This window comes from Methylobacterium sp. Leaf89, from assembly GCF_001422215.1.
In the GTDB taxonomy this organism is placed as follows: Bacteria; Pseudomonadota; Alphaproteobacteria; order Rhizobiales; family Beijerinckiaceae; genus Methylobacterium.
Genome location: NZ_LMML01000029.1, coordinates 310,745 through 337,353, shown reverse-complemented (window position 1 = coordinate 337,353; position 26,609 = coordinate 310,745). Strand labels below are relative to the sequence as shown.

28 protein-coding genes are annotated in these 26,609 nt (G+C 67.7%); 7 read left to right on the top strand and 21 right to left on the bottom strand.

Annotated features, from left to right (window positions below):
* Positions 1 to 45: 45 nt before the first annotated feature.
* Positions 46 to 759, bottom strand: a complete 714-nt coding sequence (locus ASF18_RS16965; RefSeq protein ID WP_056218953.1) for a tetratricopeptide repeat protein — start codon at positions 757 to 759, stop codon at positions 46 to 48.
* A 120-nt stretch (positions 760 to 879) separates the two neighbouring features.
* Positions 880 to 1,488 carry an NnrU family protein gene (locus ASF18_RS16960; protein ID WP_056273304.1) on the bottom strand — a complete coding sequence of 203 codons (609 nt, stop codon included), beginning with the start codon at positions 1,486 to 1,488 and terminating at the stop codon, positions 880 to 882.
* 119 nt (positions 1,489 to 1,607) lie between these two features.
* Here ASF18_RS16960 and ASF18_RS16955 point away from each other — a divergent pair, with 119 nt between their 5' ends.
* Positions 1,608 to 2,792 carry a hypothetical protein gene (locus tag ASF18_RS16955; protein ID WP_056353255.1) on the top strand — a complete coding sequence of 395 codons (1,185 nt, stop codon included), beginning with the start codon at positions 1,608 to 1,610 and terminating at the stop codon, positions 2,790 to 2,792.
* On the opposite strand, the gene ASF18_RS16950 is transcribed toward ASF18_RS16955, so the two are convergent.
* Complete coding sequence (locus ASF18_RS16950) at positions 2,776 to 3,687, bottom strand: LysR family transcriptional regulator (protein WP_056353252.1); 912 nt, start codon at positions 3,685 to 3,687, stop codon at positions 2,776 to 2,778. The genes ASF18_RS16955 and ASF18_RS16950 overlap by 17 nt on opposite strands.
* 100 nt (positions 3,688 to 3,787) lie before the next feature.
* Between ASF18_RS16950 and ASF18_RS16945 the strand changes: the two genes are divergently transcribed.
* A complete protein-coding gene (locus ASF18_RS16945; RefSeq protein ID WP_056353249.1) occupies positions 3,788 to 4,786 on the top strand; it encodes an aldo/keto reductase in 999 nt (332 codons plus the stop codon).
* 9 nt (positions 4,787 to 4,795) lie between these two features.
* On the opposite strand, the gene ASF18_RS16940 is transcribed toward ASF18_RS16945, so the two are convergent.
* Both ASF18_RS16940 and ASF18_RS16935 read right to left on the bottom strand, forming a co-directional pair.
* Complete coding sequence (locus ASF18_RS16940) at positions 4,796 to 7,372, bottom strand: ABC transporter permease (protein ID WP_056353246.1); 2,577 nt, start codon at positions 7,370 to 7,372, stop codon at positions 4,796 to 4,798.
* Positions 7,373 to 7,376: 4 nt separating this feature from the next.
* Positions 7,377 to 8,090, bottom strand: a complete 714-nt coding sequence (locus ASF18_RS16935; protein WP_244472739.1) for an ABC transporter ATP-binding protein — start codon at positions 8,088 to 8,090, stop codon at positions 7,377 to 7,379.
* Positions 8,091 to 8,284: 194 nt separating this feature from the next.
* Here ASF18_RS16935 and ASF18_RS16930 point away from each other — a divergent pair, with 194 nt between their 5' ends.
* Positions 8,285 to 8,881 (top strand): arylesterase, encoded by a 597-nt coding sequence (locus ASF18_RS16930; protein ID WP_244472772.1) that lies wholly within the window; start codon positions 8,285 to 8,287, stop codon positions 8,879 to 8,881.
* A gap of 4 nt (positions 8,882 to 8,885) precedes the next feature.
* Positions 8,886 to 9,425 carry an RNA 2',3'-cyclic phosphodiesterase gene (gene thpR, locus ASF18_RS16925; RefSeq protein WP_056353241.1) on the top strand — a complete coding sequence of 180 codons (540 nt, stop codon included), beginning with the start codon at positions 8,886 to 8,888 and terminating at the stop codon, positions 9,423 to 9,425.
* Positions 9,426 to 9,445: 20 nt separating this feature from the next.
* Here thpR and coaA read toward each other — a convergent pair whose 3' ends face one another.
* From coaA to petA, 11 genes are all read right to left on the bottom strand, one after another.
* Positions 9,446 to 10,450, bottom strand: coding sequence for a type I pantothenate kinase (gene coaA / locus ASF18_RS16920; RefSeq protein WP_056354475.1), 1,005 nt, complete (start codon positions 10,448 to 10,450; stop codon positions 9,446 to 9,448).
* A 20-nt stretch (positions 10,451 to 10,470) separates the two neighbouring features.
* Positions 10,471 to 10,794, bottom strand: a complete 324-nt coding sequence (locus ASF18_RS16915) for a phosphoribosyl-ATP diphosphatase (protein ID WP_056353238.1) — start codon at positions 10,792 to 10,794, stop codon at positions 10,471 to 10,473.
* A gap of 92 nt (positions 10,795 to 10,886) precedes the next feature.
* A complete protein-coding gene (hisF, locus tag ASF18_RS16910) occupies positions 10,887 to 11,663 on the bottom strand; it encodes an imidazole glycerol phosphate synthase subunit HisF (RefSeq protein ID WP_056353234.1) in 777 nt (258 codons plus the stop codon).
* Between the two features lie 17 nt (positions 11,664 to 11,680).
* A complete protein-coding gene (hisA, locus tag ASF18_RS16905; protein ID WP_056353231.1) occupies positions 11,681 to 12,439 on the bottom strand; it encodes a 1-(5-phosphoribosyl)-5-[(5-phosphoribosylamino)methylideneamino]imidazole-4-carboxamide isomerase in 759 nt (252 codons plus the stop codon).
* 48 nt (positions 12,440 to 12,487) lie between these two features.
* On the bottom strand, positions 12,488 to 13,150 hold the full coding sequence (hisH, locus tag ASF18_RS16900) for an imidazole glycerol phosphate synthase subunit HisH (RefSeq protein WP_056353230.1): 663 nt from the start codon (positions 13,148 to 13,150) through the stop codon (positions 12,488 to 12,490).
* Complete coding sequence (locus ASF18_RS16895) at positions 13,147 to 13,632, bottom strand: DUF2628 domain-containing protein (protein WP_056353229.1); 486 nt, start codon at positions 13,630 to 13,632, stop codon at positions 13,147 to 13,149. Before ASF18_RS16895 ends, hisH begins: the two co-directional genes overlap by 4 nt.
* 37 nt (positions 13,633 to 13,669) lie before the next feature.
* The gene (gene hisB / locus ASF18_RS16890; protein WP_056218915.1) at positions 13,670 to 14,272 is read right to left on the bottom strand and encodes an imidazoleglycerol-phosphate dehydratase HisB; all 603 of its coding nucleotides are present in this window, start codon (positions 14,270 to 14,272) and stop codon (positions 13,670 to 13,672) included.
* Positions 14,273 to 14,369: 97 nt separating this feature from the next.
* Positions 14,370 to 15,245: an S-methyl-5'-thioadenosine phosphorylase gene (locus ASF18_RS16885; protein ID WP_056218913.1), complete on the bottom strand. Its 876-nt coding sequence runs from the start codon at positions 15,243 to 15,245 to the stop codon at positions 14,370 to 14,372.
* Positions 15,246 to 15,345: 100 nt separating this feature from the next.
* Positions 15,346 to 16,236: a cytochrome c1 gene (locus tag ASF18_RS16880; RefSeq protein ID WP_056353228.1), complete on the bottom strand. Its 891-nt coding sequence runs from the start codon at positions 16,234 to 16,236 to the stop codon at positions 15,346 to 15,348.
* A 22-nt stretch (positions 16,237 to 16,258) separates the two neighbouring features.
* A complete protein-coding gene (locus ASF18_RS16875) occupies positions 16,259 to 17,545 on the bottom strand; it encodes a cytochrome b N-terminal domain-containing protein (RefSeq protein WP_056218907.1) in 1,287 nt (428 codons plus the stop codon).
* Between the two features lie 33 nt (positions 17,546 to 17,578).
* Positions 17,579 to 18,154 (bottom strand): ubiquinol-cytochrome c reductase iron-sulfur subunit, encoded by a 576-nt coding sequence (gene petA, locus ASF18_RS16870; RefSeq protein ID WP_056218904.1) that lies wholly within the window; start codon positions 18,152 to 18,154, stop codon positions 17,579 to 17,581.
* 513 nt (positions 18,155 to 18,667) lie between these two features.
* Between petA and ASF18_RS23810 the strand changes: the two genes are divergently transcribed.
* Both ASF18_RS23810 and ASF18_RS16865 read left to right on the top strand, forming a co-directional pair.
* Positions 18,668 to 19,126, top strand: coding sequence for a hypothetical protein (locus ASF18_RS23810; protein ID WP_156649908.1), 459 nt, complete (start codon positions 18,668 to 18,670; stop codon positions 19,124 to 19,126).
* Between the two features lie 118 nt (positions 19,127 to 19,244).
* The gene (locus ASF18_RS16865) at positions 19,245 to 21,509 is read left to right on the top strand and encodes an ATP-binding protein (protein WP_162239181.1); all 2,265 of its coding nucleotides are present in this window, start codon (positions 19,245 to 19,247) and stop codon (positions 21,507 to 21,509) included.
* A gap of 39 nt (positions 21,510 to 21,548) precedes the next feature.
* Here the strand turns inward: ASF18_RS16865 and ASF18_RS16860 are convergent, their stop codons facing one another.
* The 5 genes from ASF18_RS16860 to ASF18_RS24855 all read right to left on the bottom strand — a co-directional run bounded on the left by ASF18_RS16860 (position 21,549) and on the right by ASF18_RS24855 (position 26,299).
* A complete protein-coding gene (locus ASF18_RS16860) occupies positions 21,549 to 22,478 on the bottom strand; it encodes an amino acid ABC transporter substrate-binding protein (protein ID WP_056218898.1) in 930 nt (309 codons plus the stop codon).
* A 309-nt stretch (positions 22,479 to 22,787) separates the two neighbouring features.
* Complete coding sequence (locus tag ASF18_RS16855) at positions 22,788 to 24,464, bottom strand: porin (protein WP_056218894.1); 1,677 nt, start codon at positions 24,462 to 24,464, stop codon at positions 22,788 to 22,790.
* Positions 24,465 to 25,186: 722 nt separating this feature from the next.
* On the bottom strand, positions 25,187 to 25,354 hold the full coding sequence (locus ASF18_RS24865; protein WP_244472738.1) for a hypothetical protein: 168 nt from the start codon (positions 25,352 to 25,354) through the stop codon (positions 25,187 to 25,189).
* A 32-nt stretch (positions 25,355 to 25,386) separates the two neighbouring features.
* A complete protein-coding gene (locus ASF18_RS24860; RefSeq protein ID WP_348271407.1) occupies positions 25,387 to 25,719 on the bottom strand; it encodes a transporter substrate-binding domain-containing protein in 333 nt (110 codons plus the stop codon).
* Positions 25,720 to 26,068: 349 nt separating this feature from the next.
* Positions 26,069 to 26,299, bottom strand: coding sequence for a cation:dicarboxylase symporter family transporter (locus tag ASF18_RS24855; RefSeq protein WP_056218889.1), 231 nt, complete (start codon positions 26,297 to 26,299; stop codon positions 26,069 to 26,071).
* Between ASF18_RS24855 and ASF18_RS24850 the strand changes: the two genes are divergently transcribed.
* Positions 26,249 to 26,482 (top strand): hypothetical protein, encoded by a 234-nt coding sequence (locus tag ASF18_RS24850; protein WP_244472779.1) that lies wholly within the window; start codon positions 26,249 to 26,251, stop codon positions 26,480 to 26,482. The genes ASF18_RS24855 and ASF18_RS24850 overlap by 51 nt on opposite strands.
* Positions 26,483 to 26,609 lie beyond the last annotated feature (127 nt).

Here is a 26,609-nt window from a genome sequence, read left to right as displayed (position 1 = left end):
GTGTGCTCGTTTCGATCAGGCGTCCGTGAGAAGCGGGTCGAGGGCTCAGCGCGTGACGGGTGGGGGAGCGGCCGGGGCGGCGGGGGCCGCAGCGGTCACGGTGACGGGTCCGCCGGCCACCAGGGCCGCGTAGACCTCGATGCGCTGGCGCAGGTTCTGCGGCGTCTGCGGGTCGGCGTTGATCTGGTCGAACCAGCGCCCGGCGCCGTCGTAGTCGCCGCGCTTCAGGGCGACGAGGCCCAGCATCTCGCGGGCGGTGTGGCGGAAGGGGCCGTTCGGCGCGGCGAGGCCCTGGAGCGTCGCCAGGGCGGCGTCGGGCTCCGTGCCGTCGAGGCGCAGCAGGGCCGAGCGCAGGCGGGCGAGGTCACGCAGGCCCGTGCTCACGCGGGTGTCGTTGGCCAGTGCGTCGTACTCGGCGGCTCCGGCCTTCGGGTCGCGCTTGGCGGTCTCCGTGGCGGACCGGAAGCGCGCCAGGAGGGCGTAGCCGGAGGGTGCATCGCTCTCGATCGCCTCGAAGGCCTTGTCGGCTTCCGCCGCCTTGCCCTCGCGGGCGAGGCGGTTGGCGACCTCGAAGCGCTCGGAGGCCGCCTCGGCGCGCACGCGCTGGTCGTGCTGCCAGTAGCGCCAGCCGCCGACGGCGACCACCACGAGGACCGCCAGGGCGATGATCACGCCGCTGTAGCGGCGCCAGATCTCGGCGACCTGATCCCGGCGATAGTCCTCGTTGACCTCGCGGATGAACTCGTTGTTTTCGGCCATGTCGTCTCACGCCGATCGGGAACCGAGCGGCCGCTGCATGAAGATGAAGGCTTGCGCCTATCACAGGCGCGGGCGGTTGGCGACCGGCTTCGACGCGAGGCCCTTCGGTCCGGACGCGTCTCAGGCCTGGCCCGGCCAGGCGGCGACGCCGATCAGGAGCGGATGCAGGTAGCGCGCGAACGCGAACCAGACACCGAGGCCGATGACGACGGCCAGGGCGTCGTTGCGCCAGCCCGCCGGTGCGGCGGCGGGGCCGCCATGCTGCGCGGCCACGGCGCCGGGGGCGAGGGCCCGCCGCTTGGCGCTGATCCGGGCCATCACCGCCCAGGCGAGGAAGCTGCCGAACAGCAGGATCGAGCCGAGGTCGCCATTGGCCAGCAGGTGCGCGGTGGCCCAGATCTTCACGGCCAGCAGCATCGGGTGCTTGGCCCGGGCGCGGATGTGCCCCGGCAGGTAGGCCGAGGCCAGGGCGACGAAGGCCAGGGCGGTCAGGAGCAGGGCGAGGTGGCGGGTCCAGACCGGCGGGTCCCACACGGCGATGTAGCCGGACTGGCGATAGAGGTGGAAACCGTAGGCGATCAGCACGAGGCCCAGGAGGGAGGCCAGGGTGTAGGCGAGCTTGTAGCGGCCCTCGCCGACCTGATCGATCACCCGCGCCCGCCGTGCCCGTGCCATGGAGAAGGCATGCGTGCCGAGGAAGAGCACGAGCCCGAGGATGAGGAGGAGCATGGAAGGCCTTCGCGGGAGGGCGTCGGGGATCTGTGGACAGGGCCGGAATCGGACGCGTGCGCACAATCGAACTGTAACGGTTCAAAACCCAATCTGCGGCCGATGTCCAGGGACTCCCGATGACGCGCCCCCTTCCCCTCGCGGCCCGGCTCCTGCTCGCGCTGGTCTGCCTCGGCGGCCCGGCGCGCGCCGCCGCGGAGCCGCCGCTCTCCGCCCTGACCCTGGTCGGCCCCCCGGTGGTGATGTTCAAGGCCGGGCGCGACGCCTGCGACGGGGTCGACGTGCCCGACGCCTCGGCCCGCGCCTTCCGCGAGGCCTCCGGCGCCGTCGCCCTGTTCGGCATGCACTACCGGAACCGCGCCTTCCGCGGTCCCCGCCTCGACGCCCTGAAACTGGACTGCGCGGTGGTGCTCGAATCCGGCGGCAAGGCCGATCCGGCCGCCTACGACGACGCCTCGTGGATCACCGCCACCTGGACCGAGGACGGCCGCGCCGTCGCCGCCCTGGTCCACCACGAGTACCGGGCCAACGAGCATCCGGGCCGCTGCCGCGCCAAGGACTACATGGCGTGCTGGTACAACAGCGTGGTGGCGGCCGCCTCGACCGATGGCGGACGCAGCTTCACCCGCGCGACCCCACCGGTGGTCGTGGCCGGCGCCCCCTTCCGCCAGGAGGTCGGGCAGGGCAGCCATCGCGGCTTCTTCAATCCGTCGAATGTCTTTTCGGACGGGACCTGGCGCTACTTCCTCGCCTCCACCACGGGCTGGACACAGCCGGGCAGCGACCAATCCGCGGGGGTCTGCCTGTTCCGCACCCGCGATCCCGCCGACCCGACGCAGTGGCGCGCCTGGACCGGCACCGGCTACACGGCGGCCTTCCCCGACCCCTACGCGAAGCCCGCCAAGGCGGCGGCGACCTGTGCGCCGGTCGCGCCGTTCCCGACACCGGTCGGGGCCGTCGTGCGCCACCGGGGCAGCGGCGCCTGGATCGCGGTCTTCATGGCCAAGGCCGGGCCGGGCTTTCCGCAATCCGGCTTCTACTGGACCACCTCCCGCGACCTGCTGGACTGGGACACGCCGCGCCTGCTCCTGGCCGGCGCCACCCTGTACGACGATCCCTGCCGGGCGCCCGGCGGACTCATCGCCTACCCGTCGCTGCTCGATCCCGACGCGCAGGGGCGCAACTTCGACGACACCGGCGACACGGCCTTCCTCACCTACGTGACCCTGCGCACCGAAGGCTGCACCATCACCTCCGATCGCGACCTTCTCCGGCGCAACCTCGCGATCAAGGTGTGGCCGTGAGCCCCGCCTCCGGCCGCCGCACGAGGTCGATGAAGGCCTGCAGCGGCGGGGGGATCTGGCGCCGGCCGGCATAGTACAGGAACAGCCCGGGGAAGCTCGGACACCAGTCGGGCATCAGGCGAACGAGCCGACCGGACGCCAGGAGGTCGGCGACGCTGTCCTCGAAGACCAGGCCGAGGCCGAGCCCCGCCAGGGCCGCCTGCACGATCATCTCCTGATCGTTGACGACGAGGGGACCGTCGACGGAGACCGCCAGCGCCCGCCCGTCCTTCTCCAGTTCCCAGCGATACACCGCACCGCCGGGAAAGCGCTGCCGGATGCAGCGGTGCGCCACGAGATCGGCCGGGCTCTCGGGCGTCGGCCGTCCGGCCAGATAGGCGGGGGCGCCCACCAGGGCGAAGCGCTGGGGCCCTCCGAGGGGCACCGCGATCATGTCGCCGGCCAGGTGCTCGCCGAACCGGACGCCGGCATCGAACCCGCCGGCCACCACATCGGTCAGCGCATCGTCCCCCACGACCTCGACGCGGACGCCGGGATAGAGCGCGAGGTACCGCGCCACCAGCGGCATCAGGACGAGCCGGCAGGCCGAGCGCGGCGCGTTGATGCGCAGGGCGCCACCAAGCGTTGCGCGGAACGCGCCGGCGGCTCCGACCGCCGCGGCGATCTCGGCCAGGGCCGGCCCGATCCCCGCGAGCAGGGCCGCCCCCGCCTCGGTCGGCGCGACGCTGCGGGTGGTCCGGTGGAGCAGACGCACCCCCATCCGGGTCTCCAGGCCCCGCAGGGCGTGGCTCAGCGCGGAGGGGGACACCCCGAGTTCGAGGGCGGCCCGCCGGAAGCTGCCGTGCCGGGCGATGGCCGCGAACGCCGCGAGGTCCGCGAGGTCGGCCCGCTGCATTGATGAGCCTCGCTCAACGGTTCGTCCAGGAGTGTCGATCTTATCGCCGATCCGGCCCCATGGCACACCGATGCGGCGAATTTCGAACCCAGGCACCGCGATGCGACACCACCCCCTCGGCCAGACCGGCCTCACCGTCTCCGTCCCCGGCCTCGGCTGCATGGGCATGTCCGAATTCTACGGGCCGGCCGACGAGACGGAGTCCCTCGACGCCCTCGCGGCGGCCCTCGACCTCGGCTACGACTTCCTCGACACCGCCGACACCTACGGGCTCGGCCATAACGAGACCCTGCTGGGCCGCTTCCTGAAGGGCCGCCGCGACCGGGTCGTGCTCGCCACCAAGTTCGGCATCGTCCGCCCCTCCGACAGCCCCGACGACAGCGCGAAGCGGCGGATCGACAACACACCGGCCTATCTCACCGCGGCCTGCGAGGCGTCGCTGACCCGGCTCGGCGTCGAGACCATCGATCTCTACTACTGCCACCGTCGCAACCCGGAGACCCCGCTGGCCGAGATGATCGGCGCGATGGCGCGCCTGGTCGAGCAGGGCAAGGTGCGCGGACTCGGGCTGTCCGAGGTCTCGCCCGAAACCCTGCGCGCCGCCCACGCGATTCATCCGATCGCGGCGGTCCAGAGCGAGTATTCGCTGTGGAGCCGGGGACCCGAGGACGAGATGCTGCAGACCTGCCGCGACCTCGACGTCACCTTCGTGGCATACGCACCGCTCGGACGCGGGTTCCTCACCGGCAGCCTCGATCCGGCGCGGCTCGCCGCGGACGATTTCCGCCGGGGAAATCCGCGCTTCCAGTCCGACGCCCTGGCCCGGAATCAGCGCCTGCTCGACGGGCTCAGCGCCATCGCAGCCCGCCGGAACGCCAGCTCCGGCCAGATCGCCCTCGCCTGGCTCGTCGACCGCGCACCGGGCGTGGTGCCGATCCCGGGGACGCGGCGGGTGGCCCGCCTCGCCGAGAACGCCGCGGCCATGGACCTCGCGCTCACCCCCGGCGAGATCGCCGAGCTCGACGGGCTGTTCCCGCCCGGCGCCGCCGCCGGCGCCCGCTATGCCGCAGGAGGAACCGCCGGCATTGAGGTTCTGTGACGACCGCCGTCAGAACTGGCGTAGATACGGCGCCGGCTTCTGGCCGAGGATCCGCCAAGTCCCTGCCAGACCGAGGAGAATCGCGAAGGCGACCGCGAGGGCCGCCGCGAGGATCGCCCCCGACAGGTCGAGGGTGAACTCGAGCTTCATCACCCGGGTGACGATGACCCAGCCCGCCAGAGTGCCGGCGGCGAGGCCGAAGATCGCCGTGGCGAGGCCGAGGGCGCCGTATTCGAGGGTGTAGGCCGCCAGCAGCCGGCCCCGCGTGGCGCCCAGGGTCTTGAGCACGACCGCGTCGTAGAGCCGGGCGCGGTGCCCGGCCGCGAGGGCGCCGGCCAGAACGAACAGACTCGCCACCACGGCGACGCCGCTGGCGCCGCGAATGGCCAGGACCAGCTTGGCGACGATGTCGCTCACGGCCTCCAGGGCCTCCTTCACCCGCACGCTGGTGACGGAGGGGTAAGCCTTTGCCACGTCACGCAGAATTTCCGCCTCTGCCTTGGCGTCGGGTCCGTTCGGCAGGGTGAGGGTCGCCAGATCGGAGTGCGGCGCGCCCCGGAACGTCCCCGGCGAGAACACCATGACGAAGTTGATCCCGAGCGAGCGCCACTCGACCTTGCGCAGGTTGGCGACCCTGGCCGTCAGCGTCCGCCCCAGGACGTTGACTGTCACGTTGCTGCCGACGGCGAGGTTGAGCTTGCCCGCCAGTTCGGCATCGAAGGACACAAGCGGCGTCCGAGCCTCCTCGGCGGTCCACCAGTGACCGCCGACTAGAGACGAGCCCTCTGGAAGGTCGTCGGCGTAGGTGATGCCGCGGTCCCCGTCGAGCACCCAGGCAGCATCCTCGGGCGCCTTGATCTCGCCGGCCGGAACACCGTTCAGGGCGGTGATCCGACCGCGCATCATCGGAACGCGTTCGATCTTCGCCCCCGGCGAAAGGCCGCCGAGGAAGGCGTGGAAGGCGTCCGCATCGCTGGACGGGATGTCGAGGAAGAACAGGTTCGGCGCCTTAGCCGGCAGGGAATTCGTCAGCGTCCGCCGAACGTTGGCGTCGATCAGGCTCAGGGTGACGAGAAGGGTCACGCCGAGGCCAAGGGAGAGCACGATGGCGGGGGTGAGCGCCCCCGGCCGATGCAGATTCGCCAGGGCCATGCGGGGAGCCGCCATGCGCGGGCGCGGGAGCCGTCGCGCCACCGCCATCAGCCCGAGGGCGACGAGGCGCAGCAGCCCGAAGGCGAGGCCGGCGGCGACGATGAAGACGAGCGCCAGGCGCCGGTCGAAGGCGGTGACCAATGCCAGCCCGACCAGCCCCATGAGGGCGGCCGCCAGGATCAGGCGATAGCGCAGACGGGTGCGGGCGGACCCCGGATCGACCACATCCCGGAACAGCCCCGAGACGGGAATGTCGTGGGCGCGACCCAGGGGCAGGATGGCGAAGGCGAGCGCCGTCAGGAACCCATAGGCCGCCGCAAGAGCGAGCTCGCCGGGTGCGAGGGTCGGATTCAGCGGCAGCGGCAGGGCATCGTGGAACAGCGCATCGAGCCCGAAAGGCAGGAACGCGCCCACCGCGAGGCCGATCGCGATCCCGAGGCCCGCGATCAGCAGGACCTGGGTCAGGTAGAGGACCACCACCTGCCCGCCCGGCGCACCGACGCTCTTCAGGGTCGCGATGGAGCCGCGTTTTCGCTCGACGAAGGCCGCGACCGCATTGGCCACCCCGACGCCGCCGACGATGAGCGCCGTCAGGCCGACCAGGGTGAGGAACTGGGTGAAGCGCTCAATGCTCTTGGCAAAGCGCGGATCGGCGTTGGTGCGCGCCCGCATCTCCCAGCCCGCATCCGGAGCGGCCTTGGCGATGGCGGCGGCGCGCGCCTCGAGATCGGCGTCTCCGACCCCCGGGATCTGCAGGCGATAGCTCCAGCGGTTCAGGCTGCCCGGCCGGATCAGGCCCGAGGCCGTCAGAGCCTCGTGCGTGATCAGCACCCGGGGGCCGAAACCGATACCGTTGGCGATGCGATCGGGCTCCGACACGAGGGTGGCGCGGATGACGAACGGCCTGCCCGCGATGGTGATCCGGTCACCGACCGTGAGGTCGAGGCGGGTGAGCAGGGCCGGGTCCGCCACCGCGCCGGCAGCGCCGTCGCGTTCGGCCAGGAGATCGGCGAGGGGTTCGGCCGGTTCGGTGACGAGTTCGCCGGTGGTGGGGTAGTCGGCGCCCACCGCCTTCAGCTCGACCAGGGCCGCGCCGGTCTCTCCGGCCACGGCCATGGCGCGCAGGGTCGTGACCACGGAGACGCGACCCTGCGCATCCAAGGCGGCGCGCTCCTCGGGCGTCGCCTCCCGGTTGATCAGGCTGTAGGTGAGATCGCCGCCGAGGATGCGCGCCCCCTCGCGGCCGAGACCGTCGGTGAGGGAGCGCGAGATCGAGGCGACGCCGGCGATGGCCGCGACGCCGAGGGCGATGCAGGCGAGGAACACGGTGAAGCCCGCCAGCCCGCCGCGTAATTCGCGAAGCGCGAGGCGCAGGGTGAGTGGAACGTGCCCCCCTGAGGAACGTCCGCTCGGCTTGGGAAGGGAGCCATGCATCGGGTCAGGCCTGGACCGGCACCGGCGCTTCCACCCGGCCAGAGCGGAGGCGGACGGTGCGGTCACAGAGACGCGCGAGGCCGGGGTCGTGGGTGACGAGGACGAGGGTCGCGCCGCGGTCGCGCTTCAGGGCGAAGAGCAGGTCGACGATCTGGCGACCGGTCGCCTCGTCGAGGTTGCCGGTCGGCTCGTCGGCCACGAGGATCGCGGGGTCGGGCGCGATAGCCCGCGCGATGGCGACCCGCTGCTGCTCGCCACCCGAGAGCTGGGCCGGATAGTGGTGCAGACGATGGCCGAGCCCGACCGCCTCCAGCTCGACCTGTGCCCGGCGGTGCGCGTCGGGCTGGTCGGCGAGTTCCAGGGGCAGCGCCACGTTCTCCAGGGCGGTCATCGTCGGGACGAGGTGGAAGGCCTGGAACACGATGCCGATGCGGCGCCCGCGAAAGCGCGCCAGGGCATCCTCGTCGAGGCTTCCGAGATCGGTGCCCTCGACCAGGATGCGGCCCGAATCCGGCCGTTCCAGGCCCGCCATGACCATCAGCAGAGTCGATTTGCCGGAGCCGGAGGGACCCACGAGACCGACCGCCTCGCCCGGCGCCACGTCGAGGGAGATGCCGCGCAGGACATGGACGCGCGCCGCCCCACGGCCGAGGCTGAGGTCGATGTCGGAGAGGGCGATGGTCTGCGCCGTCGGCGCAATGGGGTTGTCGGACTTCAACGGGCGACCGATCTGTGTGCAGCTGTCGTCATCGTGACGGCGGGCAAGGTGGATGCAAGGGTCGGGGTTGTGATCGCATGGGTCTGTGTGGAGTCTCACGCCTCGCCGATATGGTCCGCTCACGGGCGGCGCGCCATGCCGGGCTCGGCCTCGCCGCTCTGATGACGCTCTTTGCCGCACTCGGGCTCGGCACGATGCCATCGCGCGCCACGCCCGACGTGCCGCCGGTGAAGCTGGTGGCCTTCGGCGACAGCCTGACCGCCGGGTATCGCCTGCCCGCGAACGCGGCCTTTCCGGTGGTGCTGGAGCGGGCCCTGAAGGCACGCGGACGCGTCGTCACGGTGGCGAATGCGGGTGTCTCGGGCGACACCACGACCGGAGGCCTTGATCGCCTCGACTGGTCGGTCCCAGACGACACCAACGGCGTCATCCTCGAACTCGGCGCCAACGACATGCTGCGCGGCACCGACCCGGCGGTGACCCGCAAGGCCCTCGATGCGATGATCGAGCGGCTCAAGGAACGCGGCATTCCCGTGCTGCTTGCGGGGATGAAGGCCTCCCCCAACCTCGGGCCGGACTACGCCGCGCGCTTCGACGCGATCTACCCGGACCTCGCCAAGCGCTACGACCTCATCCTGTACCCGTTCTTCCTCGACGGCATCGTCGGCGACCGGCAGGCCCACCTGGACGATGGCCTGCATCCGAACGCCAGGGGCGTCGAAACGATCGTGGCCGGCATGTTGCCGACGGTCGAGACCTTCCTCGACCGTCTCCATCTGCAGGCGCGCTGAGCCCGTGCCCCGCCTGTTCACCGGCCTCGAAGTTCCCCCCGACCTCGCGCAGGCGCTCGCCCTGAAGCGCGGCGCTCTGCGCGGAAGCCGCTGGATCGAGCCGTCGGACTATCACATCACCCTGCGCTTCCTCGGCGATGTCGAGATCGACCTCGCGGAGGCGCTGCACGAGCGCCTGATCGAGGCGCGACCCCGGTCCCCCTTCCCCGTGACCCTCGACGGTATGGCGAGCTTCGGCGGCGACAGGCCGCGCGCGATTCTCGCCACGGTGCTGCCAACCCCGGAGCTTCTCGACCTTCAGGCCGAACAGGAGCGTCTCGCCCGTCAGGCCGGTGCCGAGCCGGAACGGCGCAAGTTCACGCCGCACGTCACGCTCGCACGCCTCCGATGCGAGGCCGGCGCGGAGGATGTCGCGGCCTATCTGGGCGAGCGCGGCCTGTTCACGCCCCTTACCTTCACGGCAGAGCGTGTGGCGCTGTTCTCGGCGCGGGAATCGAAGGGCGGCGGTCCCTACGTGGTCGAGGCAGCCTACCCGCTCGGATAGGGAACGGGCGCGCGGAGACGTCAGAGGCGACGCAGTGCCACCGACTCGATGCGGTGGCTGGCCCCCTTGGCGAGGATCAGGCTGGCCCGCTGCCGGGTCGGCAGGATGTTGTCACGCAGGTTCGGCAGGTTGATGGTCGTCCAGAGCGTATCGGCGCTCTCGATCGCCTCGGATTCCGTCACCTCGGCGTACTTTCGGAAATAGGAGAGCGGATCGCGGAAAGCGGTCTGGCGCAGGCGCAGGAAGCGATTGACGTACCAGCGGTGCAGGTCGTCCTCGTGGCCGTCGAGGTAGATCGAGAAGTCGAAGAAGTCCGAGACGAACGGGATCGCGGTGCCGTCGCGGGGCAGGCGCGCCGGCTGCAGGACGTTCAAGCCCTCGACGATGAGGATGTCGGGCGATTCGATGATCCGCTCCTCGCCCTGCACCACGTCGTAGACGAGGTGAGAGTAGAGGGGCGCCGCGACACGCTTCTTGCCGGCCTTGATGTCGGTGAGGAAGCGCAACAGCGCGGCCGTGTCGTAGCTTTCGGGGAAGCCCTTCCGCTCCATCGCGCCCATCCGCTTCAGCTCGGCATTGGGCAGCAGAAAGCCGTCGGTGGTGATGAGGTCGACCTTGGGGGTGTTGGGCCAGCGCGCGAGCAGGGCGGCGAGGACACGGGCGGAGGTCGACTTGCCCACGGCCACAGATCCGGCGAGGCCGATGATGTACGGTACCTTCGTCTCGTGCTCGGCGAGAAGGAAGCGCTGGGTCGCCTTGAACAGGCCTTGCGTCGCTGCCACGTAGAGTGAAAGCAGCCGTGAAAGCGGCAGGTAGATCGCCTCCACCTCCTCGACCGAGATCGGATCGTTGAGGGATTGCAGGCGCGCCACTTCCTCCGCCGCCAGGGTCAGGGGGGTGTCGGCACGCAGCTGAGCCCATTCTTCTCGGGTGAACAAGCGGTAAGGCGACAGCCGCTCCGAGCCCTGGCCGGTGACTGGGTCCTGGCCCCGGGCGGTCGGGCGTTCGATCACGGCAGGCGGCATCGTGAAAAGCGATTCGGCGTTCACGCGGGGCTCCGGGAGGCCTTCTCCGCGATCCCGCTCTGAACCGTTCGCCGCTCGAGCTCGGCCAGCACCTCGTTCAAAGTCACGCCACCGACCCGCAGCAGGACCAGGAGATGGTACAGCACGTCCGCGGCCTCGCTGATGAGGCCGGATCGGTCACCCTGTACGGCGGCGATCGCCGCCTCGACCGCCTCCTCGCCGAGCTTCTTGGCCGGTTTGGCCGGGCCGCCGGCTAGGAGCTTTGCGGTGTAGGAAGTCTCGGGAGACGCTGCCGCACGATCCGCGACGAGGGCTTCGAGATCGCTGAGAGTGAACTGGGTCATACAATCCTGGTCCCGGCGAACCGGGCCTATCGTGCCGTGCAACCAAGCGTGCGGCACGATGGATCATGACGCAAGGGCTGCGAAGGTCCGCCTCAGAGATCGAGGCGCATGGAGAGACCGGCCGCGGCCATGTGGACCTTGGCCTCGGATACCGTGTGCTGCCCGAAATGGAAGATCGAGGCCGCCAGAACCGCACTGGCACCGCCTTCGCGGACTCCCGCTACCAGATCGTCCAGGCCGCCCACACCGCCCGAGGCGATGACCGGCACCGTGACGGCATCGGAAATGGCCCGCGTCAGGCCGATATCGTACCCGGAGCGCATCCCGTCGCGATCCATTGAGGTCACGAGCAATTCACCGGCGCCGCGGGCCGTGACGGTGCGGGCGAAGGCGATGGCGTCGATGCCGGTGGGCTTGCGCCCGCCATGGGTGAAGATCTGCCATTCCGGCGCTTCGCCGGGACCGGAGGTCCGCTTGGCATCGATCGCCACGACGATGCACTGGCTACCGAACTTTTCCGCACCGCGGGCGACGAAATCGGGATCGTTCACGGCTGCCGTGTTGATGGAAACCTTGTCGGCCCCGGCCAACAGGAGATTGCGGATATCCGCCACCGTACGGATGCCACCACCGACGGTGAGCGGCATGAAGCAGGCTTCCGCCGTTCGGCTGACGACGTCGAGGAGCGTCCCGCGATCCTCATGGCTCGCCGTGATGTCGAGGAAGCAGAGCTCGTCGGCACCAGCCGCGTCGTAGGCCTTAGCCGCCTCAACGGGATCGCCGGCATCGCGCAGTTCCAGGAACTGGACGCCTTTCACGACACGGCCGTCCTTGACGTCGAGGCACGGGATGATGCGAGTTTTGAGCACGAATAACCTCGGATGCGTCAGGCCGCCGGAGCCGCATCGGGCGCACCGGTCGCGCGCCGGATGGCCGCCAGGGCCTCGCGCGGGTCGATCCGCCCGTCGTAGAGGGCACGGCCTGTGATGGCGCCGGCGAGGAGCGCGCAGTCCGGTTCCAGGATGCGGTGGACGTCATCGATCGAGGCAAGGCCACCGGAAGCGATCACCGGGATGGTCACCGCGCGAGCAAGGCCGAGGGTCATCTCGATATTGAGGCCCTTCAGGATGCCGTCGCGGGCGATGTCGGTGTAGATGATGGCGGCAACGCCGGCATCCTCGAAGCGACGCCCGAGTTCCTCCGCCGTCATGCTGGAGGTGGTGGCCCAGCCCTCGACCGCGACGCGGCCGTCCTTGGCGTCGATGCCGACCGCGATCTTGCCCGGATAGAGGCGGGCGGCCTCGCGCACGAAGGCGGGATCGCGCACGGCGGCAGTGCCGATGATGACGCGGCTGACGCCTTTAGCGAGCCAGGCCTCCAGGGTCCGCATCTCGCGGATGCCGCCGCCGAGTTGCACCGGAAGCTTGGTCCGCGCCAGGATCGCATCGACGGCATCCGCGTTCATCGGCGCGCCCGCGAAGGCGCCGTCGAGGTCGACGACGTGAAGCCAGGAGAAACCCTGCTCCTCGAAGACCGCCGCCTGGGCCGCAGGATCGTCGCTGAACACGATGGCCTGGGCCATGTCGCCCTGAACGAGGCGGACACAGCGCCCTTCCTTGAGATCGATGGCCGGAAACAGGATCACGCGTCGGTTCGCTTTCGGGTGGGACGGGTCACAGGTGGGGTCTGCGCCTCAGGGACGCCAGCGGAGGAAGTTGGCGAGCAGTGCGAGGCCGAGCCGTTGGCTCTTTTCCGGGTGGAATTGGGTGCCGGCGACGTTGTCGCGCGCCACCATCGCGGTGACCGAACCGCCGTAATCGCTGTGGGCGACGCGATCTTCCATCCGCTCAGGCGACAGCGCGTAACTGTGTACGAAGTAGGCGTGCAGTCCGCCCTCGCCCGTCGGGATCTCCGACAGCAAAGCGTGTGGCCGGTCGATCTCGAGGGTGTTCCAGCCCATGTGGGGTACCTTGAGGCCGGGATCGTTCGGCTGGATCGGACCGACATCGCCGGGAATCCAGCCGAGGCCCGCGGTCGTGTCGTATTCCAGGCCCCGCGTCGCCAGGAGCTGCATGCCGACGCAGATGCCGAGGAACGGGCGACCCCGCTCGTGCGCCGCATGGGTCATCGCCTCGACCATGCCGGATAGGGCGTCGAGGCCGCGGCGACAATCGGCGTAGGCGCCGACACCGGGCAGAACCACCCGGTCGGCCTTGGCGACCGCCTCGGCCTCGCTCGTCAGGACGATGCGCGTCGCGTCGAGGCCGGCCTCCCGAGCCGCCCGCTCGAACGCCTTTGCGGCGGAATGCAGGTTGCCCGAGCCGTAATCGATGATCGCGACGGTCTCTGCACTCACCGCCGACCCTCGCTGAACGGGAACATGCCGATGGCAAGGTCACTCGGCGGCACCGAGATGCCGATATGGGGCGCCGGTCCGGTGCGCCCTGTGGGAACACCGTCCAGCCAGCGTGCAGCAGCCTTCATTTCGGCCTCCTCGGCATTCGCGGCCGTCACGGCGTCGCGCACCGGACGCCCCGCCCGGGCGTAGGTCCACCGTCGAAGGGACGAAGCCTCCAGTCCGATCAGGAGCGAAACGAGGACCGTGATGACGAAACCGGCGATCGGCGTCAGCTCGAGGAACCGCCCCCCGAACGCCACGACGGCCAGCAGAGTCAGAACACCGAGGCCGGCGAGCCAGAGCCTGTGAAAGAAGAACCAGAGCGGCCCGAAAGCGAAAGCCGGCCAGGAGAAGCCATCCGACACGAGGTGCGCCCGCTCGAGACCGTGTGCCTCGCCGACGAGGGCCCCCTTCGCGGGGTGCAATGTGTAGGTGCGCATCACGTCTAGCATCCTCCCTGCCGACCCGACGGGCGGATCAGAGCGATCCCTTGGTCGAGGGAACACGGCCGCCCTCGCGGGGATCGATCGACACTGCGTGCCGCAAGGCGCGGGCCAAGCCCTTGAAGCAGCTCTCCGCGATATGGTGAGCATTCTCACCGTAGAGCGTCTCGACATGCAACGTAATGCCAGCGTTCATGGCGAAGGCCTGGAACCACTCGCGGACGAGTTCCGTATCGAACTGTCCGATTTTTTCGACCCGAAACTGGGTTCGGAACACGAGGAACGGGCGGCCCGAGATATCGATGGAGACCCGCGTTAGGGTCTCGTCCATCGGCAAATGGATGTCGGCATAGCGGCCGATGCCGCGCTTGTCCGCGAGGGCCTGCGCGAAGGCCTGTCCCAGGGCGATGCCCGCATCTTCCACCGTATGATGGTGATCGACATGGAGATCACCCGTGACCGCCACGTCGAGGTCGAACAGCGCGTGGCGCGCGAAGAGCTCGAGCATGTGGTCGAAGAACCCGACCCCCGTCGAGACTTGAGCCCGCCCCGTCCCGTCGAGGTCGAGCGCGACCTGCACGTCGGTCTCCGCTGTCTTGCGGCTGATGCGGGCGGCGCGCTTGGCCTCGTGGGTCACGGTTCGGTTCCGGTTTGGGGAAGAACCCGCCTTCTAGAGGGAAGACTGGGTCGCGGAAAGGGTGGACGGAGCCGATTTCACCGGCGCTCCCGGCTACTCAGCGGTGCAGGACTCGGCCCGCCACCGCGTCGAGCTTGGCGAGTAGGGCTGGGTCGCGCTGCGCGGGAGCGGTCATGATGGCGCCGTCGAGGGCGTGCTCCGTACCGACGGGGCAGGGCTCGCGCTCGGCCGGGAAATCGCGGGCGAGACGGGCGACGAGGCGCGCGGCCTTGTCGGCATTGGCTCGCGCCACCGCCACCACGGCAGCGACGTCGACGGCATCGTGGGTCGGGTGCCAACAGTCGAAATCGGTCACCATCGCGATCGTCGCATAGGTGATTTCGGCTTCGCGGGCGAGCTTGGCCTCCGGCATGTTGGTCATGCCGATCACGTCGTAGCCGAGCGCCTTGTAAGTGGTCGACTCGGCATAGGTGGAGAATTGCGGACCCTCCATGCAGACATAGGTCCCGTCGCGATGGACCGCGATATCCTCCGCCTGTGCCGCCGCAGCGATGCGCGCCTGCAGTGTCGGTCCGACGGGATGCGCCAGGGAGACGTGGGCGACGCAGCCATCGCCGAAGAACGAACCGGCGCGGCCGTGGGTGCGGTCAACGAACTGATCGACGAGCACGAAAAGACCGGGATGCAGCTCGGCTTTGAACGAGCCGCAGGCCGAGAGCGAGACGAGGTCGGTGACACCAGCCCGCTTCAGCACGTCGATGTTCGCGCGATAGTTGATACCCGATGGCGAGAAGCGGTGCCCGCGGCCGTGGCGGGCGAGGAACACCACCTTCGTCGCGCCGATGCGGCCGATTCGCAGCGCGTCTGAAGGCGCGCCCCAGGGGGATTCGATCCGCTCCTCGCGGACATCCTCCAGGCCGGGCAGGTCATAGACCCCGGACCCGCCCATCACACCGAGCACCGCTGCCGTCATCCCGATCTCCAAAAGTTAGCGCCGGTCGCCCTTCCCTGGGACGCCGGCGCGGGTCGTGTCAACGGAGGACGGGCAGCCCAGAAGGACTGCCCGAACCGGATCAGTAGGTCTTGTGCAGTTCGGGCTGGAGTCCGTGGACCTCGCCGCCGACCTTCGCCCAGATCTTCTTCTTCACGTAGTAGAGCAGACCGGAGAGCACGAGCAGGAACAGGATCACCCGTAAGCCGAGAGCCTTGCGCGCCATCATGTGGGGCTCGGCCGCCCAGGCCATGAACGCCGCAACGTCGCGGGAATACTGCTCCGTGGTCTCCGGCACCACCGGCTCGCCCTTGTCGTTCTTCGCGTAGGTCACCTGCCCATCGCTGATCGGCTTCGGCATCGCGATGAGGTGACCGGCATAGTACTTGTTGTAGTAGGTGCCAGCCGGAATTTCCTTGCCGGCCGGCGGATCCTCGTAGCCGTTCAGGAGCGCGTGAATGTAGTCAACGCCCTGCTCCGAGAAGCCGATGAACGGCATCGCGTCGAAGACGAACCACGGGAAGCCGCGCTCGTAGGTGCGGGCTTTGGCCAGCACGGAGAAGTCCGGCGGCGCCTTGCCGCCGTTGGCGGCGGCCGCCGCCTTCTCGTTCGGGAAGGGCGACGGGAAGGCGTCGGCAGCGCGGGCGGGACGGTCGACGTCCTCGCCGGCATCGTTCTGCTCCTTCACCTTGTACTGGGCGGCGAGTTCCTTGACCTGCCCGGTGGTGAAGCCAGGCCCCCCCTCCTCCGAGAGGTTGCGGAAGCGCACCAGGCTCATGCTGTGACAGCTCGAGCAGACTTCCTTGTAGACCTGAAAGCCGCGCTGAAGCTGAGCTTGGTCGAAGCGGCCGAAGGTGCCAGCGAAGCTCCACTTCTCACGGGGCGGATGGGGAGTTCCCTCATCTGCCGACGCGACGGTGATGCTCATGACAGCCGCGAGCAGGGTTGCGGCGAGGACGCGGGTCGTTTTCATGGTTCTCAAAAGTCCCCTGCCTTCAACCCTTGGAGGACGGTGCGGCTGCGGCGCCGACCGGCATGCCGGACCCGCCCACCTGCTTTCCGGGACCCGTCACCGTCTCGAGGATCGAGCCCGGAAGAGCCTTCGGCGTCTCGAACAGGCCGACCAGCGGCATCACGAGCAGGAAGTGCAGGAAGTAGTAGGCCGTGCAGATCCGGGCGGCGATGACGTAGCCACCCTCCGGCGGCTTGGCGCCGAGCCAACCGAGCACCACGCAGACCACCACGAACAGCCAGAAGAACTGCCGGTAGATCGGGCGGTAATTACACGAGCGAACCCGGGACGTATCGAGCCAAGGGGCCAGGGCCAGGATGAGCACGGCGCTGAACATCAGAATGACGCCGCCGAGCTTGTCCGGCACGGCGCGCAGGATCGCGTAGAACGGCAGGAAGTACCATTCCGGAACGATGTGGGCGGGCGTCACCGCCGGGTTGGCCGGCACGTAGTTGTCGGCGTGACCGAGATAGTTCGGCTGGTAGAAGATCCAGTAGGCGAAGAAGGCGAAGAATACGACCGAGGCGAAGACATCCTTGATCGTCGCGTAGGGCGTGAAGGCCACCGCGTCCTTGCCCGACTTGATCGGAATTCCGGCCGGATTGTTCTGCCCCGTCACATGCAGCGCCCAGACGTGCAGGATCACCACGCCGGTGATCATGAACGGCAGGAGGTAATGCAGCGAGAAGAACCGATTCAGGGTCGGATTGCCTACGGAGTAGCCGCCCCAGAGCAGGCTCTGGATCGTGTCACCCACCACGGGGATCGCGGCCAGGATGTTCGTGATGACGGTGGCACCCCAGAAGCTCATCTGGCCCCACGGCAGGGTGTAGCCGAGAAAGGCGGTCGCCATCATCAGGAGGTAGATGATCACGCCGAGGATGTAGAGCACCTCGCGCGGCGCCTTGTACGACCCGTAATACAGCGCCCGGAAGATGTGGACGTAGACCGCCACGAAAAACATCGATGCGCCGTTGGCGTGCATGTAGCGCAGCAGCCAGCCGTAGTTCACGTCGCGCATGATGTGCTCGACGGAGTTGAACGCATTAGCGGCCGACGGGTCGTAGTGCATCGCCAGCCAAACGCCGGTGACGATCTGCGACACCAGCATGGCGATCAGGATCGCGCCGAAGGTCCAGAAGTAGTTCAGGTTCCGCGGCACCGGGAAGGAGACGAAGGACGAATGCACCAGCCCGATCAAAGGGAGGCGCGATTCGAACCACTTCGCCAAGGCGCTCTTGGGAACGTAGGTATTGCCGTGTCCGCTCATGGGGCGACCCGCTCCAAATCCTGTTTCAGGGTGTCAGGCGACGGCCTTGCCGCCCTCCTCGCCGATCCGGATCTTGGAGTCCGACTCGAAGACGTAGGGGGGGATCGGTAGGTTCGTCGGGGCGGGACCCCGGCGTACCCGGCCCGACGTGTCGTAGAGGGAGCCGTGACAGGGGCAGGACCAGCCCTCGTACTGTCCTTGATGGCCGATCGGCACGCAGCCGAGATGCGTGCAGTTGCCGTAGACGACGAGCCACTTGGCGTGGCCTTGCTTCACGCGAGCCGAATCGGGCTGCGGATCGATCAGATCGGTGAGCTTCACCTCGGAAGCTTCCTTGATCTCTTTCTCGGAGCGACTGCGCACGAAAATGAGCTTGCCGCGCCAGAACACGTTGACGATCTGGCCTTCCTGAATTGGCGTCAGGTCGACTTCGAGGGGTGCGCCGGCCGCAATGGTCTCGGCATCGGGCGCCATTGAGGCGACGAAGGGCCAAGCCAAGGCACCGGCCCCGACGGCCAGTCCCGCGCCCGTCGCGAGGAACATGAAATCGCGACGCGTGCCGTCCGGCGCGCCGTGGGAGCTGTCGGGATCGGCTGCCGTGTTCGCCAAGTGTCAAACTCCAAGCATGATTGCGCCGGGCGACCCTGATCCCAACCCTGCGTCCAGGGCCGGCCGGGACCTTAGAGGCTTTAAAAGGAATGTCATCCCGGCGGGACGGAAGCACCATCCCACATGATTGTGCAATGCGACCCCGCGTCACCCGAAGTCAAGGCGCGAAGCCTTTCAGAACGTGCGGTTTCTATTCGTGGAGCGACCCCGTCGCGGGGGTGGCGCAGGAAGACCACAGAAGACATGCGCACACGCGCGGACCAGCTCGAATCCCGCCGGCGGCCATGCACATGCCGGGGGTATCGACAGCGGCACTCCACTGGGTGGAATTTGGAAGAATATCTCCGACCGCCGGTTCCGCGGGCGGACGCTGTCCAGCAGCGTGCCGGCTCGAAGAGCTCGCATTGCAACCGGCACAAGCTCTGGATCCGAAAGCGGCGCTGACTTTACGCGCTCCGGTTGCATGCCTTCCGCCGATCCTTCACCTTACCCCGCCTGGGCGCGATCGGCCGGATGGAGTACCTCGGCCGGACTGACTCGACAGCTCTGTCGGGGCGCTCGGTCCGGGCAGAAGCGCCGAAAGATTCGATGGATACCCCTGATCTGCAGTCCCCGCCGGCCGTGCTGCTGCGCATCTTCGCCGCCCCGGTGGTCTTTTCCTGGCGGACGACGCCACGTCTGCGGATTGTCGGCGGAACTCCCCCGATGATCGCGGCGAACCTCGCGGGCGGTGAGGACGAGGCGCATCCGAATGCTACGGAAGGCGTGACCCGCTGGCGCGCGTTCCAGACCGTCGCAGGCACTGACGTGGCGATGAACCTCGAAAACGTCGTCGCGGACGCGGCGGCACGAAAGGGCCTACCATCCTGTTCCTCTTCCACCGCGCGCTCTCGTTTCTCCTCGTCGTTTCGGGAGCCGCCCCGCGGGTCTCGATTGACGGCAGGGCGATCGCCACCGATCCCCTCGCGGTGAGCACGATCTCGAAACACGCTCAGTCGACGACCATGGCGGGAGCCGCAGGCGCCCGCCTAGCGGAAGGTATAGGCTGGCTCTACTCGCGACATCGGACGGCGCAGTTCGGAGGTGCGACGTGAAGGGAGCACTCCAAGGGCTTCAGGTCATCGGACGGATGCTCCAGCGCAGAAGGCGTGATGCGCCAAAGCGGGTGCTTCTCGACGCCGAGGTCCTGCGCGACGCGTTCGAGGCCTTTCCGGATCCGCAATTCATCGTCGCGCTCCGACCCGACGACGAAGTTCGGCTCGAGGACTGGAACGCAGCGGCGCGAAACCATCACGACAGCGCCGACGCCATGGGTCGCGCATTTGCCGATCTGCTGCCTGCAAGTCAGGCGGCGCTGTTGCGCGCCGGCGTCGAGCGGGCGGCCACGACCGGTGCGAGTCTTCGCATTCGGAGCGAGGCCGCGGGTGTCGAAGGTCAGAACGCGTACGAAGCGACCTTCGTCCCGCTTCGGGTGACAGGTGCGCAGGCAGACCGACGGGTCATGGTCAGCCTACACGACCTCGGACCCTCGAGGCAGGTGGACTCTGGGCCGCCGGGGCCCGATCGGCTCACCGGCAAGGCCAGGTCTTCGGCTCTTCGAGGACAGGGACCCATCGAATCCAATCCCGACCGCCCCCCCACCGAATCGGCTTCGAAGCGAATCGGATCGGATCGCCGCCCGGCTGAGGCGCCCCCGGCCTCGGTTCGAGCGGATCTGATGGAGCGGCGGCCCGCTGATGAGCGCGTGCGGGAAAGCGAGGCGCGCTATCGCCTGTTGGCCAACTACACCTCGGACCTCATCGTCCTCGACGATGTCAGCGGCCGACATCTCTACATCTCGCCCGCGGTGACGAGCATGCTCGGCTACACCGTGGACGAGGCCAATCGCATGGGTCTTCGGACGCTCGTCCATCGGGAGGACATCGCAAACCTCTCGGCAATTCTGCATGCTCTTGGGCTCGGGCAGCCGACCGGATCGGTGATCTACCGGATGCGGCACCGTTCCGGGCATGACCTCTGGGTCGAGGCCGCCTTTCGGCGAATTGAGGAGCAGGGCGAGATCCAGGTCATCCAGGCGATCCGCGACGTCACGCAGCGACAGAGACAGGAGGCCGACCTTCACAGCGCCCGCATCGCAGCCGAGGCCGCCGTGCGTGCGAAAGCTGAATTCCTGGCCACCATGAGCCACGAGTTGCGCACACCGTTGGCGGGCATCCTCGGCGTGCACGACCTTCTCCAGGGCGATGCCAGCCTCAACCGAAACCAGGCACGCCTCGTCGGTCTCGCGCAGGAAGCGGGGCGCTCGCTCCTTACCATCGTGAACGACATCCTCGATGTCTCGAAGATCGAGGCCGGTCGCCTCGTGATCGAGTCACTCCCCTTCAGCCTGGCCGGGCTGATCGAGGGCTGTCGGGAGCTCAGCGTCGAGATCGCACAGGGCCGCGAGATCCGCGTTGCCACGCAGATCGGACCTGATGTCCCGGACTGGGTCCTGGGCGATCCGACCCGATTGCGCCAGGTCATCCTCAATCTCACCGCCAACGCCATCAAGTTCACGCCCCAGGGCTCCGTCACCATGCGCGTGGCCTGGAAAGCGGCATCGAACGGCGGTCCGAGGCGGCGACCGGCCCTGCGGATCGAACTCATGGATACCGGGATCGGCATCCCGGAAGATGTCCTGCCCCACCTGTTCGAGCGTTTCGCGCAGGCGGACGGATCGATCTCGCGACGCTATGGTGGAAGCGGTCTCGGCCTCACCATCTGCAAACGCCTGGTGCACCTGATGGGCGGCGAGATCGGTGCGCTGAGCCGGGTCGGCGAGGGCTCTACGTTCTGGTTCGAGGTGCCGCTGCGGCTCGCCGAGGCGGAGAACGATGTCGAGCACTCGCGGCTCGCCACTCTCAGCCGACCATCGCCGCAGCGCTGGCGCATCCTGTTGGCGGAAGACAATTCGATCAACCAGGAGATCATCGGGACGGTGCTGCGCCACAAGGGTCACACCGTCACGGTGGTGGATGACGGAGAGCAGGCGGCGACGGCGGCCTTCGGCCATGAACGTCCGGACCTGATCCTGATGGACGTGCAGATGCCGGGACTGGACGGTCTCGCAGCGACCCGCGTGATCCGCGCCCGGGAGCGGCAGGAAGGGCATTCTCCCACCCCGATCATCGCACTGACCGCCAATGCCATGCCCGAGGAGATGGAGCGGTGCCGCGCCGCCGGTATGGACGCACATGTCGCGAAGCCGATCGAGTGGCCGACGCTGTTCGAGACCGTCGAGCGCCTGGCGGCGCGGGTCGAACCAGCCGACCGCGAGGACATGCTCGCCCTCACAGAGGAACGCCCCGCCCCGTGAGGGGCGAGGCGTTCGAACGCGCGACGATGGTGTGTCGGCTCAGTACGCGGCCGGGTCGGCACTATCGCTCGGCGAGACGAAGGCTTTCGCCATGGCCTCGCTCATCGGCAGGTTCAGGTTAATGCCGCGCGGTGGAATCGGCTTCGTGAACCACTTGTCGTAAAGCGCCTTGCCCTCGGGGCTTTTGTAGAGCTTGGCGGTGGCTTCGTCGGCGACGGCCTTGAAGGGCGCGTCATCCTTGCGCAGCATGATGCCGTAGGGCTCGGGTTTCGAGAGCGCCTCGCTGGAGATCGCGTAGGCACCCGGGTCCTTCGAGCTGGCGGCCAGCGAGGCCAGCAGTACGTCATCCATGACGAAGGCGACCGCGCGGCCAGTCTCGACCATCAGGAAGGCTTCGGCATGATCCTTGGCCGGCAGGATGGTCAGGCCGAGATTGCGTGCAGTGTTCGCCTCGTTAATCTGGCGGATATTGGTGGTGCCCGAGGTCGAAACCACGGTCTTGCCCTTCAGATCGTCGATCTTGTCGAGCTTGGCCGACTTCTTGGCGACGAAGCGAGTGGCCGTCAGGAAGTGGGTGTTGGTGAAGGAAGCCTGCTTCTGACGGTCGGCGTTATTCGTCGTCGAACCGCACTCGAGGTCGATGGTGCCGTTGGCAATCAGCGGGATACGGGTGGCCGAGGTGACCGGATTCAGCTTCACCTCAAGGTTCGGAAGCTTCAGGTTCGTCTTCACGGCCTCGGCGATCTTCTGACAGATCTCAAGGGCGTAGCCGACCGGCTTCTGGTCGCCGTCGAGGTAGGAGAACGGAACCGACGCGTCCCGGTAGCCGATGGTGATCGTATTGGTTTCCTTGATCTTCTTCAGGGTTCCGGTGAGCTCTTGCGCCTGGGCGCTCCCTACCGCGAGTACCGACAGCGCGAAGCTGACGGCAACGGCGGATAGGGTGGATCTCTGGTGACACGAACGCATCTGCGGGCTGACTCCGGAAGGTCGATCACGGTTCGGCGATCGACAGGACTGACCTGGGCAACGTAGCAGCGGCACGAGCCGCCGCAATCGTTGTTTTTGCGCTGTGCAAGCTGGCAACGCCCCCGCCCCTGGCAAAGCCCGTGCCGGATAATCCCGCTGCGTAGATTTCGTCAGGTCTCGCCCATGCAGATCAACACTCGGTACGCAAAAAGGCCCGACTTCTCAGCCGGGCCAGTTCGCATGTCTCGAAGATTCGGATCTGTGAGGATCCGGGCTCGCAAGGAGCCCGGATTGAGCCGCTCTGCGGCCTTAGAAGTCGCGCTGAACGCGGCCGCGGATCTGGAAGGTGTCCGATGCAGTCACAGTGCGCACTGCTCCGCTGGCGATGGAAGCAGCGGTGACGTTACCGGTGGAACGGGTCTGGTCAACGACGCGACCGTCCTGAACACCAACCTTGGTGTAGAAGCCTTCCAGACCGATATCGAGGTCCTTAACCGGCGACCAGATGATGCTTCCACCAGCAACAATCTGGTAATTGTCACGCAGGACGGGGCTGACGGCGAAGGACGCCTGACCCGGAATACCGGTGAACTGACCAGTCGAACCCAGCGTCTGGAACACGGCGGCGTTGGCGGCGCGGGCACCGTTGGCAAAGTTGAGCTCGCCGTAGCTGGCGAACACGGCCGAACGCCACTCAGGCGACCAGTAGTGCAGCAGCGAGCCGACCACCGTGAAGCTGGTGGACAGCTCGATCTTGCCCGTGAACGGGTTGAGCGTCGCATCGGACATGTAGGGGTCGAACGCAGCGCCGTTGATGGTGCTGGCGCGCGAGGCATAGCTGCCGTTGTACGAGGAGTAGCCAGTGTAGAGGGTCGCACCCTCGCCATAGGCACCCTGCAGGTACAATGTGTCACCCGGGGCGATGAAGGGCAGGTTGATCTTGGCACCGGCCTGCACGGCCCAGCCGTACTCGCTGGGCGGACGCTGGTTCACGATCGCAGCGCCGGTCACGCCCGGGATGAAGGGCGCGGTCAGGATGCCGCCGTTAAAGTTGGTTGCATTGCCGGCGATGGCGTTGCCGGTGTTCAGCTCCTTGACGGCAGCAGAGAGCTGCATGGAGCCCCAGGCCGCATCGTAACGAAGCACACCGACGAAGTCAGGCATGCGGTTACGCTGGGCTACGTCCACGTTGCCGTAAGTGCCGACACCGGTCACGTTGTTGATGCCGATGAGCACCGGCGAAGTCGCACCCGAGAAGGCAACATTCTGAGACTGTGAGCCGGCCGGAGCGAAGTTGGCATTCGCACCGAACTGCTGCGAATAGATCGTGTTGCGACGGAAGGACGGATCTTCCAGCGAGATCGTCGCCGAGAGGCCGCTGTCGCCGAGCTTGCTCGTATAGGCGAGCAGGTTGGTGGACTGCAGATCCGAGTTGGCGGTCGCGCCGGCGAACTCGAAATCGTGAGCGTAGAAGTCGAAGAACGAGGAAGCGCGACCGGCGGTGAGACCGGCGAACTGGATGAAGGCTTTGTCGGTGTTCACGAACTGCTGGACACGGCCGGCCTGATCCTGGCCGGTCGCACCGAACGCGTTGCCGATACGCTCCTGGGTACCGGAACGGAGGCCGCCGGTAGCGCCGGTGCGCGAGGCGAACTGGAGACGCACGAAGGCGCGCAGGGTGCCGTAGGCGGTCTGGGTGCGGGCATCGACGTTGATGCGGGCGAGGCCGATATAGCCGGTGGTGTCACCGTTCGTGCCTGAACGGCTGTCGGTCGGCTGGTAGCCGACGTCAAGGCGAGCGCGGCCCGAGAGACGGATGCAGGTATCGGTGCCCGGGATGTAGAAGAAGCCGGCGCCGTAGGCGGAGCAGACACGGACGTACTCGATCGGAACAGCTTTCTTGACCGGAAGGTCGGCTGCCTGTGCTCCTGCGACCGCAGCAAAACCTGCCGCGGAGGCGAGAAGCGAGCTCTTCAAGAGCTTCATTGATATCTCCAAAAGCTTCGAGACCCGAGGGAAGGCTTACTGCGCCCGAGACCTCTATGGATCCCGGTGTCGCGTGGCCCTTTGTTCTTGAATGACCGAGCGTTGACCGCTGGAAATTGACTTGCTGCTCTGGCGTTGCCCCCAGCGCAGGATCACTCTGTGCGAGGTGGTTCCTCGCGGCAACTCGGAATCGTGATCGGCGAAACGGTTCCAAGGCGCTGTTGCGGCGCTGCAACGTTCCGCAGGCGACTAAGTAACTGTTCTGTGGGCAGGTTTTCAGCGCTCCGGCCACCGTTCTACAGTTCGCCCCTGAGGACGCGGAGACCGTCAAGTCCTCGAAAATACGAAATATTCTGTGATTTTCGACACATTCCGAGACCACGGCGTTCGTGGACTATTTCTCGGAAGCGTGCACAGCCCGCCAAGCTGCCAGGCATACCGTCCGGTATGCTGTGGATCGCCGCCTGAGACGGATCTGCCGCTGCGCCTCGCGGCGGACGCGTCCCGACAACCGGCGCCGAATCGGGTCGCGCGGCGACGGACGCCCGCGGCGTCCGTCCGGGAGCGTCCGGGCCGTCAATCCTGCAGGCCGATCACCTGAAAGTTGGTGCGAAGCTCATCGAACATCGGCACATTGAGACGGATGCCGGTCGGCAGGCGCTCGAGGAACCAGCGCTTTTAGATCCAGCGCAGCTCGCGGGATTCGGCAAGACGCTGCAAGGTTACGGTGACGAAGCCGGCGAGTTGCGGAACATCAGCCCATAGAGCTCGAACGAGAACTTGTCGGGCCCGACCGTGTCGGCGGAGCCGCCCGGCCCCGCGGCGGCGATCAGGCTGTAGAGCCGGACATCGTCGGGACCGAGGGCATCCGCATGCCTGTCCCGGACCATCGCGAAGGGTTCGGCATGGTCGTGCCCAGTCCTTAGGGTGACAGGGATGCCGAGACGAGCGAAGAGCGCGCACACCACACCCCGTTGGTGGTACCGGCGGTGACCGCCACCGTCCGGTCGGCCAGATCGCGGAATGAACCGACCGGAGCACCGCGCTCCACCAGAAGCTTGATCGCGCTGACATAGGTGATGGGCGAGAAGGCCGCCATCTTCCGCCGCTCGGCATTGGCCGTGGTCGAGCCGCACTCGAGGTCGATCCGCGCGGACGTCACCGCCGCGATCCGCGTCTCCGACGTCACCGGCTCATACAGCACCTTCAAGTCCCTACGCCCGAGTTCCGTCCCGATGTCGTCGACGACCGTCAGGCAGAGGTCGGGGGCGTAGCCGACGGGTTGGCCGGACGGGTCCCTGAAGGAGAACGTTAGGGCGTTCTTTCGATTAGCGAAGGCGGACGGTGGCGGTCTCGCCGATCGTCTTCAGGAGCCGGAGAGAACGTCGATCGCCCAGGATGGACCGTCGCTGGCCAGCAAGCCGACGCTAGCCAGGGCTCCCATGAACGGTGCGACGTGCTGACATGTGAGTCCTCGCCACGAAGCCGTACCGGTGCATCGGACGTCCCCCCGCGACGCTTGCGACCGCTTGCTACGCGACCGGTTCCGGCAGTGGACTGACTTAATGATCCAGACGCTGGTCGGTAAACGATAGTTGACCTTCTCACTTGGCCACCGCCACGGTCGCGACGCTGTTGCGCAGCACGTTGGTGGCCGAGCGGCCCTCGCCGGGCCGGAGAATGAGGACCATCACCAAACCGAGAAGCAGCGAGAAGAGCGAGGCCCCCACGAACCAGAGCATCGCCCTGCCCCCGACGCGACCCACCGAAGCCGTGTCGCCTCTATGTGCGATGCCCGCGACGAGCCTCGAGAGGACGAGCGGCGCAACGATCATCTTGATCAAGCGCAGGAAGACATCACTGATCAGGGCGCTGTATCCGGAGATCTCCTTCGAGGTCTGCGGGTCAGGCCACGTGATATTGCTCAGTTACCCAACAGCGATCTCGAGCAATATTTCATTGAGGATGGAGGTGGTGAGCCTGAACTGCATCGCTTCCCCCCCAACCGCCGCGCCTGATGGCGCTCCGCACCGGGAGCTAAGCGTCTGGTTCACCCGACACAGTTGAGCACAGGGTGTGCGAGGCTTGAGGTCGCGCCGTCGGCCAGAGAATGAAACTCCGGGCCGGACCATGCATTTCACATCC

What these genes read in the sequence shown, in the direction of transcription:
- ASF18_RS16855 (WP_056218894.1), bottom strand. Translation starts at nt 24,464, where the DNA reads ATGAAGCTCTTGAAGAGCTCGCTTCTCGCCTCCGCGGCAGGTTTTGCT.
- ASF18_RS24855 (WP_056218889.1), bottom strand. Translation starts at nt 26,299, where the DNA reads ATGATCGTTGCGCCGCTCGTCCTCTCGAGGCTCGTCGCGGGCATCGCA.
- ASF18_RS16965 (WP_056218953.1), bottom strand. Translation starts at nt 759, where the DNA reads ATGGCCGAAAACAACGAGTTCATCCGCGAGGTCAACGAGGACTATCGC.
- ASF18_RS16950 (WP_056353252.1), bottom strand. Translation starts at nt 3,687, where the DNA reads ATGCAGCGGGCCGACCTCGCGGACCTCGCGGCGTTCGCGGCCATCGCC.
- ASF18_RS16875 (WP_056218907.1), bottom strand. Translation starts at nt 17,545, where the DNA reads ATGAGCGGACACGGCAATACCTACGTTCCCAAGAGCGCCTTGGCGAAG.
- ASF18_RS24865 (WP_244472738.1), bottom strand. Translation starts at nt 25,354, where the DNA reads ATGGTCCGGGACAGGCATGCGGATGCCCTCGGTCCCGACGATGTCCGG.
- ASF18_RS24850 (WP_244472779.1), top strand. Translation starts at nt 26,249, where the DNA reads ATGTGCGATGCCCGCGACGAGCCTCGAGAGGACGAGCGGCGCAACGAT.
- ASF18_RS16915 (WP_056353238.1), bottom strand. Translation starts at nt 10,794, where the DNA reads ATGACCCAGTTCACTCTCAGCGATCTCGAAGCCCTCGTCGCGGATCGT.
- ASF18_RS16880 (WP_056353228.1), bottom strand. Translation starts at nt 16,236, where the DNA reads ATGAAAACGACCCGCGTCCTCGCCGCAACCCTGCTCGCGGCTGTCATG.
- ASF18_RS16930 (WP_244472772.1), top strand. Translation starts at nt 8,285, where the DNA reads ATGCCATCGCGCGCCACGCCCGACGTGCCGCCGGTGAAGCTGGTGGCC.
- ASF18_RS16940 (WP_056353246.1), bottom strand. Translation starts at nt 7,372, where the DNA reads ATGCATGGCTCCCTTCCCAAGCCGAGCGGACGTTCCTCAGGGGGGCAC.
- ASF18_RS16860 (WP_056218898.1), bottom strand. Translation starts at nt 22,478, where the DNA reads ATGCGTTCGTGTCACCAGAGATCCACCCTATCCGCCGTTGCCGTCAGC.
- coaA (WP_056354475.1), bottom strand. Translation starts at nt 10,450, where the DNA reads ATGCCGCCTGCCGTGATCGAACGCCCGACCGCCCGGGGCCAGGACCCA.
- ASF18_RS16960 (WP_056273304.1), bottom strand. Translation starts at nt 1,488, where the DNA reads ATGCTCCTCCTCATCCTCGGGCTCGTGCTCTTCCTCGGCACGCATGCC.
- ASF18_RS23810 (WP_156649908.1), top strand. Translation starts at nt 18,668, where the DNA reads ATGGAGTACCTCGGCCGGACTGACTCGACAGCTCTGTCGGGGCGCTCG.
- ASF18_RS16945 (WP_056353249.1), top strand. Translation starts at nt 3,788, where the DNA reads ATGCGACACCACCCCCTCGGCCAGACCGGCCTCACCGTCTCCGTCCCC.
- ASF18_RS16955 (WP_056353255.1), top strand. Translation starts at nt 1,608, where the DNA reads ATGACGCGCCCCCTTCCCCTCGCGGCCCGGCTCCTGCTCGCGCTGGTC.
- ASF18_RS16895 (WP_056353229.1), bottom strand. Translation starts at nt 13,632, where the DNA reads ATGCGCACCTACACATTGCACCCCGCGAAGGGGGCCCTCGTCGGCGAG.
- ASF18_RS16885 (WP_056218913.1), bottom strand. Translation starts at nt 15,245, where the DNA reads ATGACGGCAGCGGTGCTCGGTGTGATGGGCGGGTCCGGGGTCTATGAC.